10 protein-coding genes are annotated in these 15,107 nt (G+C 69.4%); 3 read left to right on the top strand and 7 right to left on the bottom strand.

What is annotated here, in order from left to right; translation table 11 throughout:
* Positions 1-116: 116 nt before the first annotated feature.
* From ACV7JO_RS02620 to ACV7JO_RS02635, 4 genes are read right to left on the bottom strand one after another with little or no spacing between them, the layout of a single operon-like run.
* Positions 117-1,130: a DUF4350 domain-containing protein gene (locus ACV7JO_RS02620; protein ID WP_470354787.1), complete on the bottom strand. Its 1,014-nt coding sequence runs from the start codon at positions 1,128-1,130 to the stop codon at positions 117-119.
* A complete protein-coding gene (locus ACV7JO_RS02625; RefSeq protein ID WP_470354788.1) occupies positions 1,123-2,070 on the bottom strand; it encodes a S49 family peptidase in 948 nt (315 codons plus the stop codon). Before ACV7JO_RS02625 ends, ACV7JO_RS02620 begins: the two co-directional genes overlap by 8 nt.
* A 46-nt stretch (positions 2,071-2,116) precedes the next feature.
* Positions 2,117-4,336: an amino acid permease gene (locus tag ACV7JO_RS02630; protein ID WP_470354789.1), complete on the bottom strand. Its 2,220-nt coding sequence runs from the start codon at positions 4,334-4,336 to the stop codon at positions 2,117-2,119.
* On the bottom strand, positions 4,329-4,769 hold the full coding sequence (locus tag ACV7JO_RS02635; protein ID WP_470354790.1) for a universal stress protein: 441 nt from the start codon (positions 4,767-4,769) through the stop codon (positions 4,329-4,331). Before ACV7JO_RS02635 ends, ACV7JO_RS02630 begins: the two co-directional genes overlap by 8 nt.
* Positions 4,770-4,999: 230 nt before the next feature.
* Here ACV7JO_RS02635 and trkA point away from each other — a divergent pair, with 230 nt between their 5' ends.
* Both trkA and ACV7JO_RS02645 read left to right on the top strand, forming a co-directional pair.
* On the top strand, positions 5,000-6,331 hold the full coding sequence (gene trkA, locus ACV7JO_RS02640) for a Trk system potassium transporter TrkA (RefSeq protein ID WP_470354791.1): 1,332 nt from the start codon (positions 5,000-5,002) through the stop codon (positions 6,329-6,331).
* Between the two features lies 1 nt (position 6,332).
* On the top strand, positions 6,333-7,904 hold the full coding sequence (locus ACV7JO_RS02645; protein ID WP_470354792.1) for a TrkH family potassium uptake protein: 1,572 nt from the start codon (positions 6,333-6,335) through the stop codon (positions 7,902-7,904).
* Here the strand turns inward: ACV7JO_RS02645 and ACV7JO_RS02650 are convergent.
* The gene (locus tag ACV7JO_RS02650) at positions 7,901-9,436 is read right to left on the bottom strand and encodes a TrkH family potassium uptake protein (RefSeq protein WP_470355745.1); all 1,536 of its coding nucleotides are present in this window, start codon (positions 9,434-9,436) and stop codon (positions 7,901-7,903) included. The genes ACV7JO_RS02645 and ACV7JO_RS02650 overlap by 4 nt on opposite strands.
* A gap of 331 nt (positions 9,437-9,767) precedes the next feature.
* On the opposite strand from ACV7JO_RS02650, the gene phoU reads away from it, so the two are divergent.
* Positions 9,768-10,448 carry a phosphate signaling complex protein PhoU gene (gene phoU / locus ACV7JO_RS02655; RefSeq protein WP_470354793.1) on the top strand — a complete coding sequence of 227 codons (681 nt, stop codon included), beginning with the start codon at positions 9,768-9,770 and terminating at the stop codon, positions 10,446-10,448.
* A gap of 79 nt (positions 10,449-10,527) precedes the next feature.
* On the opposite strand, the gene ACV7JO_RS02660 is transcribed toward phoU, so the two are convergent.
* Positions 10,528-14,166 carry a pentapeptide repeat-containing protein gene (locus ACV7JO_RS02660; RefSeq protein ID WP_470354794.1) on the bottom strand — a complete coding sequence of 1,213 codons (3,639 nt, stop codon included), beginning with the start codon at positions 14,164-14,166 and terminating at the stop codon, positions 10,528-10,530.
* A 136-nt stretch (positions 14,167-14,302) separates the two neighbouring features.
* Complete coding sequence (radB, locus tag ACV7JO_RS02665; RefSeq protein WP_470354795.1) at positions 14,303-15,022, bottom strand: DNA repair and recombination protein RadB; 720 nt, start codon at positions 15,020-15,022, stop codon at positions 14,303-14,305.
* Positions 15,023-15,107 lie beyond the last annotated feature (85 nt).

The following is a 15,107-nucleotide window of genomic DNA, read 5'->3' on the forward strand; positions in this document are numbered from 1 at the left end:
TCAAGCCCAACAAATACTGCGACGGGTCGCGCGTCGCGGCCCGAACCGGAGCGAAAACGGGTCTACAGAGCGACTGGGGCCGACGTTCGCCGCCATCTCCGGCCGAGCCGGGCCGCTCACCCCTCGCCGGTTATCACTGTCCCGTTGCCGGGCGTCGGGGTCGGGTCGCCGGTCGGCCCGGACGCTTCGCCGGCGTCGTCGGGCGCGCCGGGTGGCTCCCCGTCGAGCAGGAACGAGAGGAGGTTGCCGACGAACACCTCGTTGTCGGCGTCGTACACCTCGCTGGGGCGGAGGAACGACGAGTCGGCGACGAACACGACGCTGCCGTTGCGGACGACGGTGGCGTACGGGCCGGTGCGGCGCGTCTCCAGCGTTCGGGTTCCCTCGGCGGCGGTGAACAGCGTGGTGGTGTCGCCGCCGGGCGCGGTGACGAAGTAGCCGGCGGTGTCGAACGTGACGGTGTCGACGCCGTCGCTCAGCGGGTTGGGGCGGCTCTGGCCGGCGTAGATGCTCTTGAAGTTGTTGTCGTTGCGGCCGTCGACGTTGTTGTACAGGCCCTCGGGACCCACGCGGACGCCGTAGTCCGTCGAGAGGTTCTCGGCCCCGAACGCGACCCGTTGGGTCGACGTGGTCAGACCGGTGTTCAGCGTCGTCTGGGTCGGCTCCGCGAGGACGACGACGCGGCCGCCGTCGGCGGCGTACTCCCGAACCGCCTCGCGCTCGGTGGCCGAGAAGGCCGTCGTCGGCTGGACGACGAGGTAGCCGTCGTACGCACCCAGCGACCCCTCGACCGACCCGCCGTCGGCGAACTCGACGGCGTAGCCGGCCTCGAAGGCGGCGCTGACTATCGGTTCGAGGTCGGCGCGCTCGAACTGATTGCCGTGGCCCGTGTCGACGAGGATGCGGCCGTCCGGGTCCTCGGGCGCGACCTCGATGGTGCCGGTCTCCGGGTCGACGCCGGTGGTGACGTTCGCGGGCCGGAACTGCGACGGTGACTGCCCCTCGACGGTCGCGCCGTCGGGCGTCGCGGCCGTGCCGGCGACCAGCGCCACCGCCGCCGTCCCGCCCAGCAGGAGCGCGAGGACGACGACGAAGACGGCCGCCGGCTTGACGAACGCGCCCCTAGTCATCGGCGGGCACCCCCTCGTAGGTCCCGTTGTCGGTCGGAACGCCCCAGACGGCGTAGTACCGCACCGGTTCGACGAACTCGTCGGTCGACGCCCCCGTTCGGTCGACGTAGACGACGCCGTCGACGCGCTCGGCCTCCTGCCCGAGGACGATGACGTTGACCTGCCCGCCGAGGGGCGTCTTGTAGTAGACATCGTAGCCGTCGCCGCTGATACCGTCGGCGCGGGCCGCGGCGCGCTCGATGGCGGTCCCGAGGTCGCCGATGCGGTCGGCGTAGCCGTTCCGGACCGCCTCCGGTCCGAGGTAGACCTCGCCGCTTGCCACCTGCTCGCGCGAGAGGGTCAGTTCGTCGCCCCGGTGGCTGAGGACCGTGCTCACGAACGCGCGTTGGAGGAGTTCGATGTCCTCGCGGATGCCGTCGCGGCTCACCTGCGCCTTGTCCGGCCCGGAGCGGACGAACGTCTCCTGTTGGCGCTCGGCTTGCTCGATGACGCTCAGCGGGGCCTGCACGACGACCCCGATGCTGCCGACGTTCGAGGAGGGCTTGACGACGATTTCGTCGGCCGGGACGACGCCGAAGTAGCCCCCCGAGGCCGCCGTCCCCTCGACGTAGGCGACGACGGGCATCGCCCGCGCGGTCCGGTTGACCGCGAGGTAGAACTCCTCGCTGGCGTCGACCGGCCCGCCGGGGCTGTCGACGCGGAGGACGACCGCCTCGACGGAGTCGTTGTTGCGGACCTCCCGCAGCGACTGGACGGCCGCGTTGACGTTCGCGTCGGTCGTCCCTCCGCGGAACGTGACGACGGCGACGCTCGGCTCGTCGCTCCCCGGCGACCCCACGGCTTCGTAGACGACCGGCGCGAGGACGGTCGCTGTCACGACCGCCGCGGCGACGACCACGACGTATGCCGCGGCGGTCGTCGCTGTATTACTGTCCGGCATATCCGAACCGAAGGCCGGTGTACGGTTAAAAGTTGGTCGGCCGCCCTCAGAACAGGCGGTCGAGCAGACCGCGGTGGCGCTGCTTCTCGGCGAGCAGGACCGAGCAGTCCACGTCGTCGGCCACGTCGAGCACGATAGAGCCCGAGACCAGCCGGCGCAACAGTCCCTCCTCGGTGGCTCCGAGGACGAGCAGCGTCGCGTCCTCGGCGGCGCGCTCGATGGCGGCCTCGACGTCGCCGGTCTCGACGCGGAGCCGTGCGTCTTCGAGGTCGTGGTCCGCGGCCCACGATTCGAGGAACTCCTCGGCGTCCTCGGGGTCGCCGTCGGCGACGTTGAGCAGGGTGACCTCGGAGTCGTACTCGGCCTGCAGGAGCCGCGTGATGGCCGCCGAGAGGTCCGAATCCGGTCCGCCGGCGGTCGGCAGCAGGATACGCGAGGGGTCGAAGCCGCGGTCCTGCAACACGAGCAGGTCACACGGGACGGCCTCGGTGAGTTCGTCCATGGCCGACTCGGCCCGGCCGTGGGCGTCCGGCCCCCAGCCCATGACCGTGAGGTCGGCGTCGTGGCTTCGGGCGGCGTCGAAGACGGCGTCGAACGACCGGTGCGAGACGATGGTGTGGGTCTCGATGTCGACGCCGAACGTCTCGGCGTCCTCGCGCGCGGCGGCGAGCAGGCGCGCAGAGGTCTCGTCTATCTCGTCGGCACGTTCGGCCGCGCCCGCCAGCGCCGTCTGGTCGGGGACGGTGACGATGTGGACCGCGTCGACGGTCCCGCCCCGCTGTTTGGCGATGGCGCTGGCGAGCGTGATGAGTTCGGTCTCGTTCTCCGGGTTGGCGAGCGGGACCATCACCCGGTAGTCGCCGCCGTCTGGCTGGACGCCGGCGGCGGCGTTGACGGCGGCGTCGGGCATCTCCTCGGGCCGCGAGAGGATGTACTCCGAGAGGACGCCCCGTTTCGTCGCCCGCGTCCGCGCGTACCCGAAGTACCAGACGACGGCACCGGCGACGAGGACCGCGGAGAGCGCGATGATGGGCGGGTCGATGAAGACGATGAGGCCAAGCGAACTCAGCGCGCCGAGTATCGGCACCACTGGGTACAGCGGCACGCGGTAGTCGGGGGCGTAATCCGCCGTCTCGGCCTCCCGCATCACCACGAGGGCGACGTTCAGCAGTGCGTAGATGACCAAGTGGAGGACGCTGCCCATCGTCGCCAGCGTTTCGACGGTGCCGGCGGCGATAAACAGCAGGATGAGCCCGCCGGTGATGGCGATGGCGCGGTACGGCGTCGAGAACCGCGGGTGGACCTCGTTCAGCGACTCGCTGACGATACCGTCCCGGCCCATGGCGAAGTTGATGCGCGAGGACGCGAGGATGGAGGCGTTCGCGCTGGAGGCCGTCGCCAGCAGGCCGCCCGCGAGCATCGCCGTCGCGCCCAGCGGCCCGAGCAGGAGGCGGGCCACCTCGACGACGGCTATCTGGCTCGCCGGGAGCGCGTCGATGAACCCCTGCTCGACGGCGGCGCTCATCGTCACCAACACGAGCGCGTAGACCGCCGTCACCAGCAGGACGCTCCCGATGACCGCCCGCGGGAGGTTCCGGCCGGGGTCCTGAATCTCCTCGGCGACGCTGGTAATCTGGACGAAACCGAGATAGGAGACGAAGATGATTCCGGTGACGCCCATCATGTCCGAGAGGCCGCTCGCGGGCGGCAGGTTCGCGGGGTCGGCCCGCAGGGCCCCGTAGACGGTGAAGACCGCGAGGATGGCGACGAGGATGACGACGATGACGTTCTGGAGGCGGCCGGTCTCCTTCGCCCCGATGTAGTTGACCGCGATGAAAAGCGCCGCCCCGCCCAGCGCGACGAGTTTCACGGATTCGACCGAGAGCGGACCGAGCGCGACCGCGCTCGGCAGCCCGAATATCTGCTGGATGTACTGGCCGAACCCGACCATGTAGAACGCTGAGGCGAAGGCAAGCCCGAGCCAGTTCGCCCACCCGGCTACCGAGCCAAAGAGCGGGCCCAGCGCGTGGTTGACGTAGTAGTACGCGCCGCCGGACTTGGGCATGGCCGTCCCGAGTTCGCTGGCCGAGAAGGCCGTCAGCAGGGCGATACCCCCGCCCAGCAGGAAGGCGACGACGGCGAAGGAGCCAGCCTGACTGATGGCCGTCCGCGGGAGGACGAAGATACCCGCGCCTATCATCGTCCCGACGCCGATGGTCAGCGCCGCCAGCGGGCCGATGTCCTTGGCGAGTTCCTCGTCACTCATCGGCTGCCGTCTCCGTCGCGGGTACCTCGTCGGCGTCGGGCAGGACGACGACCGGGCGGTCGTTCTCGGTCACTAACCGCAGGGCCACGTCGCCGGTGAGCAACTGGAACAGGCGGTTGCCACCGCGGGGCGTGACGACGACGGCCGAGGCGTTTCGCTCGGCGGCGGCCGCGAAGACGGTCTCGACCACGTCGGTCCCGTACAGCACGTCGGTCTCTACGTCGCCCAGCACCGCGCGCGCCGCGTCGAACATCTCCTCGGCGGCCTGCTCGCGCTGTTCGACGCCGGCCTTGTCGACGCCGCCGCCGGCCTTCTCGACGACGTGGACGACGGTCACGTCACCGTGGTCCCGGGCCGCCAGCGCCGCGGCGCTGGTGCGGGCGTCGTCCTCGCTCGCCACCGGGAGGAGGACGCTATCGAGGAGGTCAGCCACGCTGCGGTCCCCCCGCTGTCGGGCGTTGGCTTCGGGGCAGTCCGCGACGAGTGACTGTCCAGTTCATACCACTTCCACTCGCGCACGACCCTTAACCCCCACGTCTACCGCCGGGGCCTGCCGGCGGCGGCCCGTTCCGGGGATGGGTCACACGGACAAACCCCGGAGATGGAAATACACTTCAACCGGCCCGCAGAACGGGCGGACATGTACGTTGCGGAGGGTGTGCCGTGTACGTCGTAATCGTCGGTGCCGGCGAGGTCGGGTCGACCATCGCCGAGAGCCTCGCGGAGAGCCACGAGGTCGCGGTCATCGACATCGACGGCGACCGCGTCGAGAGCCTGATGTACGACGTGGACGTCCTCGGCATTGAGGGCGACGGCGCGGACCTCGACACGCTCGAGGAGGCCGGCGTCGCGGACGCCGACATCCTCATCGCGAGTACCGACGACGACGAGACGAACATCGTCACCTGCGGGACCGCCGAGACGGTGACGGACACGTTCACCATCTCGCGGGTCAAGAGCGCGAAGTTCCTCCGGACGTGGCAGCAGTCCCGGGGCGCGTTCGGCGTCGACCACATGGTCGCGACGAACCTCCTGACCGCCGAGAACGTCGCCCGCGTCATCGGGTTGCCGGCGGCACAGGACGTGGAGACGTTCGCCAACGGACTGGTCCAGATGGCCGAGTTCGAGATCGGCCCGGAGAGCCCGGTCGCCGACCAGACCGTCGAGACCGCCGACCGCTACGAGTCGCTGACGTTCGCGGCCATCCTCCGGGACGACGACGTGGTCATCCCGCGCGGGGAGACGGTCATCGAGGCCGGTGACGACGTGGTCGTCATCGGGAGCCGCGAGAGCGTCCACACGTTCGCCCACGAGGTCGCGCCCGGCGTCGACACGGCCCGGAACGTCCTCGTCGTCGGCGGGAGCGACGTGGGCTACCACACCGCCCGGCTCCTCCAAGAGCGCGGGCTGAAACCCCGCCTCGTCGAAAAGAACCACGAGCGCGCCCGTGAACTCGCCGAGATGCTGGACGGGACGACGGTGCTGGAAAGCGACGCCACCGACCGCGACTTCCTCCAGCGCGAGCACGTCGCCGACGCGGACGCGGTCGTCGCCACGCTCGACAACGACGAGACGAACCTGTTGGCGGCGCTGCTGGCGAAGCGGTTGGGGGCCGACCGCGCCGTCGCCATCGTCGACGACGGGGAGTACGTCCCGCTGTTCGAGGAGGTCGGCGTCGACGTGGCGGTCAACCCACGCGAGGTCACCGCCGAGGAGATAACGCGGTTCACCCGCGAACATCAGGCCGAGAACGTCGCCATCATCGAGTCCGACCGGGCCGAGGTGCTGGAAATCGAGGTCGACACCGAGAGCGTGCTGTACGACCGCCCCATCCGCGAGTCCGTACAGGACCTCCCGAACGGGGTCGTCATCGGTGCCATCACGCGCGGCGGCGAGTTGGTCATCCCGCGCGGGGACACGGTCCTCGAGGAGGGCGACCACGTCGTCGTCTTCGTCGAGAGCGACTGTCTGTCCGACGCGAGCGGGAAGCTCTGAGATGAACCACCGCGTTCCCACCCGCGGGGACCTCCGCGTGGATTGGCGGGCCGCCGTCGCGCTCGTCGGTGGTGTCCTGAAGTACCTCTCGGTCGCCCTCTTGGCCCCGCTGTTGGTCGCGCTGTACTACGGCGAGGGCGTCACCACTTTCGGTGTCACGGCTATCCTCGCCGTCTTCGTCGGCTTGGCGCTCGAACGGCTCGACGACGACCCGGACCTCGGTGCCCGCGAGGCGTTCCTGATGGTGGCGCTGACGTGGATGGCCGTCGCCGTCGTCGGGATGGTCCCCTATCTCGTCGCCGGCTACGGCACCGAGTCGACGCTCGCGCACCCCTCGAACGCGCTGTTCGAGTCGATGTCGGGGTTCACGACGACCGGCGCGACCGTCATGGGGAACATCGGCTTCGAGCGCCACTCCCACGCCCTGTTGCTGTGGCGACAGCTCACCCAGTGGCTCGGCGGGATGGGTATCGTCGTCCTCGCCGTCGCCATCCTCCCCGAACTGTCGGTCGGGGGCGCGCAGTTGATGGACGCCGAAGCACCGGGGCCGGGAATCGAGAAGCTCACGCCCCGCATCGCGGAGACGGCGCGGGCGCTGTGGCTCGCCTACCTCGGGTTCACCGTGCTGGAGTTCCTGCTCCTCTATGGCCTGCACGTGGCCGGCTACGCCCCGAACATGGGGCTGTACAACGCCGTCTCGCACCCGCTGACGACGATGCCGACCGGCGGGTTCTCGCCGGCGGCCCGCTCAATCGAGGCGTTCTCGGCGGCGGTGCAGTGGGTCATCATCCCCTTCATGGTCGTCGCCGGCACCAACTTCGCGCTAGTCTGGCGGGCCACGCAGGGGGAGTTCTCGGCGTTCCGCGAGGACGGGGAGTTCCGGTTCTACACCGGCGTGATGGCCGCGCTGACCGCCATCATCGCCGGACTGCTGTTCGCCGGCCTCGGCGCGGGACTCGCCGAGATACCCGCCGCAGTGCCGGCGATTCCCGGCCATCTGGAACGCGCCGTCCGCCACGCCGCCTTCCAAGTCGTCTCCATCGTGACGACGACGGGGTACGCCTCGATGGACTTCAACGCGTGGAGCCCGGCGACGAAGTACCTCCTGTTGTTCGGGATGTTCGTCGGCGGCTCGGCCGGCTCCACGGGCGGGGCCGTCAAGGTCGTCCGCTGGCTGGTCATCGTCAAGTCGCTCAAACGCGAGCTGTTCACGACCATCCACCCGGAGGCCGTCTCGCCGGTCCGGCTCGGCGGGCGCGCCCTCGACGAGCGGGCGGTCCGAGGCATCTACGCGTTCACGCTGCTCTATCTAGTCATCTTCTTCGTCAGCGTCGGCCTGCTGTTCCTCGACGCCGCCCGGGCGGGCTACGACGTGACGGTGTTGGAAGTCATGTCGGCGACGGCGGCGACGCTCGGCAACGTCGGCCCGGGTTTCGGCGTCGTCGGCCCGATGAACGGCTACACGGACTTCCCGTGGACGAGCAAGACGTACATGGTCCTATTGATGTGGGCGGGCCGCTTGGAGATATTCCCGGTGTTCGTCCTGCTGACGCGGGCCTACTGGCGCTCCTAGCGCTCCCAGAACGACCGGGTGAACACCACGAGGACGGTGACTATCTCCAGCCGGCCGGCCCACATCAGCAGTATCATGACGCCTTTCGACGTGGCCGGGAGCAGCAGGTACGAGCCGAACGGGCCGAGCCGGCCGAACGCCGGCCCGATGTTGCCGACGGCCGCGAGGCTGGTACCGACGGCCTCCAGCGCGGTCAGGCTGATGCCGACGCGGGCGGCGTCCAGCGCGAAGAACACCGCGCCCAGCCCGAACAGCAGGATGTAGAGGACGGTGAAGCCGACGACGCCGCGGATGGCCTCCTCGTCGACGACGATGTCGCCCAGCCGGACGGGCGAGACGGCCTCGGGGTGGACGGCGTGGTACAGCTCCCGGCGCACGGACTTCAGGACGATGAGCCAGCGGATGACCTTGATTCCGCCGCCCGTGGAGCCGGCCGAGCCGCCGACGAACATCGTCAGGAGGAGGACGAGCTGACCGTGGGTGTCCCACTCGGCGAAGTTGCTGGTCGCGTACCCCGTCGAGTTCAGCAGGGAGGCGACTTGGAACGCCGCCTGCCGGGCGGCGTTCGAGACGGTCCCTTGGGTCGTCCCGCCGATGGCTACCGTCGGCGCGGCCCCGGTGAACAGCAGCCCCGTCAGGACGGCCGTCAGAACCGCGATAGCGCCGGCGTAGGCCCGGAACTCGCGGTCCCGAAGCACGGCGTCGGCGTCGCCGTCGAAGAGGTACCAGAAGAGCGCGAAGTTGGTGCCGGCGACGACCATGAAGGGGATGATGACCCACTGCACCGCCGCTGAGAAGGCGGCGATGCTCTCGGCTTTCGTCGAGAAGCCGCCGGTCGGCAGCGTCGAGAACGCGTGGGCGACGGCGTTGTACAGGGTCATTTCCGGCGCGTACCCGGTCAGATGTAGCCCGTACAGCAACGCCGCGAGCAACACCGTGAACGCCAGATACGCCTGCCAGAGGATTCGTGCAGTCCGTGTGATGCGGGGCGTGAGCTTCTCCAGCGAGGGGCCGGGGGCCTCCTCGCTGATGAGTTGCGCGCCGTTGACCGCCAGTTCGGGGAGGATAGCGACCATGAGGACGATGATACCCATCCCGCCGAGCCACTGGGTGAGCTGCCGCCACAGCATGAGGGCGTGAGAGTGACGGTCGACGCCTATCTCGGCCATGACGGTCGCGCCGGTCGTCGTGAACCCCGACATCGACTCGAACAAGGCGTTGACGGGATTGGCCAGCGCCGACTCGGTGCCGTAGCCCGCGAGTACGTACGGCACCGCGCCGACGACGGCGACGGTGAACCACGCAAGCGCGACGAACAGCAGCGCCTCGCGCGATTGGAGGTCTGGTTCCGGCTCGACCCGTTCGAGCGCGACCCCGAACGCCACCGCGAGGAGTATCGAGACGCCGAAGACGGCGAGGTCCTCGCCGTAGACCAGCGCGGTGACGAACGGAATCAGCATCGTCACCGAGAGGTACTTCACCACCGTCCCGGTCAGCGCGACGCTCGTTCGCCACTGCACGACCGTACTCATCGGACACCCCGTGACGGCCGCCGACCGCCTGTCTGTGCTCGTCTCATTGCTCTCCGTGACACCGACGCCCGACCCGGACTCCGCTGTCGTCGTATCCTGTCCCTCGACGGTCTTAAAACCGACAGGACTGCCGGCCGGCGACCCCCTCGGCCCGCGGCGTCGCCGTCCGGCCTCGACCGGCGCGTCGGTCCGTCGGTCGTCCGCTCTCCGGCCGACCCGTCCGTCGGCCGGCCCGCCGGTCGTCCGTTCTCGCACCGCGAATGCGGGGCCACAGTGGCGATAAACCCACCGAAGGGAAAGGCTGATAGGCGCGAGCGGCGCACACCCGACCATGCCACGCGAATCGTATCAAGAGCGATTGAACGCGCTCCGGGAGGACGTCCTCTACATGTCTGAAGTCGTCCTCGAACGTCTGCGCCTCGGTCTCGACGCCCTCGAACAGAAAGACCCCGACCTCGCACGGGAGGTCATCGAGGGCGACGCCGAGGTCAACGAGCTGTATCTCGACCTCGAACAGGACTGCATCGACCTGCTGGCCCTCCAGCAGCCGGTCGCCTCGGACCTGCGTTTCGTCGCCGCCTCGTTCAAGATAATCACCGACCTCGAACGCATCGGCGACCTCGCAACCAACCTCGGCGAGTACTCGCTGGACGCCGAGCGCGACATGTTCCCCGAGGTCGACATTCAGGAAGTCGGCGATGTCGTCATCGAGATGGTCGAGGACGCGATGGACGCCTACGGCGACGCGGACGCGGAGCTGTGTTACGCCATCGCCGACACCGACGACGCCGTCGACGAGCGCTGCGAGTCCGCCTCCGAGACGGTCGTCCGGGACCTCATCGAGCGCGAGATAGACGAGACTTCCGACGAGGCCACCATCGAGCAACTGATGGCCGACGTGTCCCGGCTCCTGCTCACGATTCGGGACATCGAGCGCGTGGGCGACCACGCGGTCAACATCGCCGCCCGCACGCTGTACATGGTCGAGAACGACGACGACCTCATCTACTGACCGCGGCCGGTGTTTCCGGCACGCGCTGTCACGGCCATCCGACGGCCACCGTGGACTCGGCGCACGACACAGCCATCTGTTACCACGCGACGCGCCGACCGATGACGAAGACCACGAGCGCAAGCAGGAGCGCGCCGATGAACGATTCGGTGCTTGCCAGCGCTCGCGAGACGGGTCCGACCGGTTGGATGTCGCCGTAGCCGAGCGTGGTGAAGGTGACGACGCTGAAGTAGAGGTTCCTGCTGAGGATGCGAAGCCCCTCCTGCGTGAGCAACTGTCCGGGGCCGTCGAGGCCGGTGGTAGTGATACCGGCCGTCTGGTCTTGGGCTCCCCGCGAGAGGAACGCGTAGAACAGGCCCCAGAGGACGATAGTGACGACCGAGACGTAGACGATGCGCCAGAGGCGCTCGCCGTACCCACACGACCAGTGGAGGAGCCGGTTTCCGAACCACTTGCCGGCGGCGGTGGTTCGCTCTCGAAGGTTCTCACCGCGCCGGAGGAGTCGTGCGTTCTTCCGCCGGCGGTGGTACATCTCCTGAATGAAGAACTCGGCGGCGGCCTTCCGGTCGCCGACTTGGTCGGCACCGTTTTTCGCGCCGAGATAGGTGTTCTCGAGTTCGCCGGGGGCAGGTTCGGCCGTCCCGCCGTCGGTAGACAGGACGTCCCCGTACTCGGCGCGCAGTTCGTCGGGGTCGTCGTAGGTGGCGGCCTCCTCGACGAGTTCGATGAACTCGTCGCCGACCGCCGCCTCGTCGCGTATCTCTTCGAGCAGCGCTCTCGTGCGTTCGGTGTCGAGTTCGTCCGGGTCGAGCCGTGCGAGCCAGTCGGCCTCGTCGTCCCCGATGTCGGCGCTGTCGAGGACGGTGTGAATCTGCCAGCCGGCCGCCGAGAGCTCGCCCTTGTACGGGCCGAACTCGAAGCCGTCGAAGGTGGTGTTCAGGAATCTGAAGTGGTCGAACAGTGTGGCCTCTTCGGCGTCGTTGAAGACGCTCAGCTCCACGTCACCGATGGTCGCGTCGCTGCAGTCGTAGACGACGCCCTCGCCGCCCGGGACCATGAGGCCGCCGTTCGCCAACGTCGCTCCCGAGAAGTCGACGACGCCGTCGTCGGTCGCGGTCCGAGTGAACTCGCCCCTCTCGACGGTCGCCCACCTGAAGTCCGCACCGACGGTGAACATCGTGTCGGTGAAATCCACCGACTCCTCGAACTCGGCCATCGTGAACGTCGCCGACGCGTGGAACGTGGTCTCCTCGAAGGACGTTCCCCCGCCGAAGGCCGTCTTCGTGAACGACGCCGGGCCCCGGAACTCGCTTTCGGTGAACGACCCGCCCCGCTCGAAGACCGCCTCGTCGAAGTCGGTCTCCCCCTCGACCGACCCGCGGGCGAAGAGGAACTTCCCGCTGACGCTCAGCCGAAAGGCGTTCACGTCGCCGCCGACGCTCGTCTCCGCGGCTTGGAACCCCTTCTCGAAGGTCGCCGTGTGGAGGTCGAAGTCGCCGCCGACACCGAGGTTCAGTATCCGACAGATGCCCTGTGCCCGGAACGCCTGCAGGTCGACGTCCCCGCTGACCGAGCCGCCGTCGACGTTGACCCGTACCGCCTGCGTCCCGACGGCGGTGACGTCGCCCCCGACCTGTAGCCCTTCGAGCAGGAAGTTCCCCGAGACGCGGGCGCTGGTGAGGTCGAAATCGCCGCCGACGCGGACACCCTCGCCCTGTATCGAACTGTCGATGGTCGCCTTCCCGAGGACGAAATCCCCCTCGATGTCTAGCCCGCTGACCCGGACCGACTGCTCCGTGGTGAGCGACCGGAAGTTGCAGTCGCCGCCGACGGTCGCGTCGTGGAGGTGGATCCGGCGGGCTCTGGTCCCGGTCAGTTTCACGCTCTCCGCGAACGTCGCGTCCTCCATGTCGAGGGTGTCCTCGACGGTCAGTTTCCCGAACGACGCCTCCCCCTCGACCGTCGTCCCGTCGAACCCGGCCTTCTGGGTGAACCGCGCCGCGGAGAACGCCGTCTCGCCCGCGAACCGGGCGCCGTCGAAGTACGCACTGCCCTCGAAGGTCCCTTTGCCGAACGACGCGGCCCCGAACGTCGCGTCCTCGAAGTCCGCGACCATCTCGAAGGTGGCGACCTCGAAACCGGCCCGGCCCGTCACGGTCAGCCCTTCGGCTTTCAGCGGCTGGCTGACGGTCAACCGCCGACACGAGAGGTTCCCCTCGACGTGGGCGTGTCGCAGGTCGATAGGGAAGTTGTCGTCGGCCGCGAGGATGGCAAACGAGAGGTCGACGTCGCCGAATCTGGCACCCACGAGTTCCTTCTCGCGGCGTCCCTCGCTCGTCACGGCCGACAGCAGCGCCTCGGTGACCGCCTCGTCGTCCGTCTCGTCGACCGGCGCGTGGAACGTACAGAAGTCGCTTCCGTCCGTCCGGTCGTGGGGACACTCCCAAGTCGTGATTCCCACCTCGCGGGTGTAGGCACAGCCGTCCCGGCCGTCGTCGAGCGTGACTGCCGGGTCGTCGTCGTACGCCGCCGTCGCCGTCACCTCGCCCACCGACGGGTCGTCCCCGACGACTTCCTCGACCGCGTCCACGAGCGACTCGACGCTCGTCCGGTCGCCACCGACGGCGTCACGCAGTGTGTCGTCGGTGTCGTCGGTGTCGTTGCCGTGACCCGGCACGGTCAGGTCACCCTGTCGAATCGACGCGAGTTCGGTACGCGGGTCGCCGTCGACGGTCACGCCAGCGCTCGTCAGGGCCGTCGTGACCGCCTCGCGCTCGGTCGCCGCGAGGGCGGTCAACACCGCCGTCGCGGCCTCGACGACGTAATCGGGGCCGAGCGCCAGCGCCTCGACGAGCTCGTCCGCGTGTGACGCGACCGCGTCCGGGTGGCCCGCGACGAGCGCGCTCAGCGCATCGACGGCGTGGTACCGCGTCTCCTCGTGGTCGTCCGTCACCGCCCGGCCGACCGCGTCGGCAACGGGGACAACCGCGTCGGGGTCGTCCGCGATAGCGGAGAGCGCGTGGGCCGCTAGCTCTCTGACGTCCTCGTCCCCGTCGTCGAGTTGGCCCGCGAACGCGTCCGCGTGGCCGCTCACCGCGGCGGGGTCACGCGTCGCGACCCGCTTGAGCGCCATCGTCGCGTGGTACCGGGGGCCGACGTGGTCGTCGTCGAACCGCCCGGCGAGCGCGTCCCCGTGGGCGGCGACGGCGTCCGGTACCACTTTCGCCGCGACGACGAACCCCGCGGTCGCGGTGTTCCGGTCGCCGGGGTCGCCGCCGAGGTCGGCGGCAAGGTCTGCGAGGACGGTCTCGACGGCGTCCGCGACCGCCTCGGGATGTGTCTCGGCGACGGCGTCGAGTACCTTGCCGGCCCGTTCACGGACGTCGCTGTCGGTGTCGCCCAGTCGGCCCGCAACCGGGTGCAGGGCTCCGAGCAGCCGGTCCGGGTGGTCGCCCGCGACGCGTTCGAGCGCCAGCGCCGCGTTGTGGCGGACGACCTCGTGGCCGTCCGACAGGCGCTCGACCAGCGCGGGACGGACATCCGCGACTGCGTCGGGGTGTTCGGTCGCAGTCCGCGCGAGCGCCAACACCGCCTCGTTGCGTTCGCTGGCGTCCGCCCGGTTCGTCTCGTCCGCGATAGCTGGTATCTCGTCGACGACCTCGGCCGGAGTCTCCTCGGCGGCCGCTGCCCACGCTTCGAGCTGCTCCTCGTCGACCATGCGAACAGCAACACGTTCACAGCCTAATGAGTGTGGTGACTGTCACCACGGTTGTGGTACACCGGCCGTCGCTTCGCTCCGTCGTGCCATCACTGCCGTCGGGCCCGGTGGCCCCGGGAGCGGCGTCGCGAGGGAACTAGTCCAGCGTCCCCGAGGAGTCCGCCGCCGCGTCGCCGACCATCCCCTCGTCGGTGATACGGAACTGCGCGGTGTCGCCGGCGGGCTTGGCGCGGTGTTTCTCCAGCGTCGCCCGGCGGTTGCCGCCGCGAAAGCGGTCCAGTCGGAGGATGGCTCCCGACCAGTGGTTCAGGGTATGGCCGCCCAGCGCCGTCGAGCGGTCGCCGTCGGGGTCCGTGAACACCTGATTCGTGAAGAGGACGGCGAGGTCGTGTTTCCGGGCCAGCGAGAGGAGGTGCGTTATCTGCCGGGCCACGTCGCGAAGCGTCTCGCCGCCGTCGTCGTCGTCCCGCCGGAGGCGGTAAAAGCCCGTCGCGCTGTCCAGCACTATCAGTTCGACTTCGCTGGCGAACTCCGAGGCGTCTTGGACCGCCTCGGCCTGCTCGTCGAAGTCGAGGACCTCCGAGACGATGAGCCGGCCGGCGAGGTCGTCGACGGTCTGGCCGGTTCCGGCCGCCCGGCCGCGGGCGATCTGTTCCATCCGGTCGGCAGAGAGCCCTTCGGTGTCGATGTAGAGGGCGGCGTCGCCGCCGGCCGCGACCTCGACGGCCGCCGAGAGGGCGACGTTGGTCTTGCCGGCGGCCGGCGGGCCGTAGACCTGCGTGACGGCCCCGCGCTCCAGTCCGCCGCCCAGCAGGTCGTCGACGGGGTCACAGCCGGTCGAGACGTGGTCGCTCACGCCGGCCCCTTCGTCGGTTTCGGATTAAAACCCCCCGTTCCGCGCCGCCACAGTACCCAGCAGTCGTAAGTGGGCACCCGCCGAA

It is taken from the genome of Haloarcula sp. MBLA0138, from assembly GCF_055632455.1.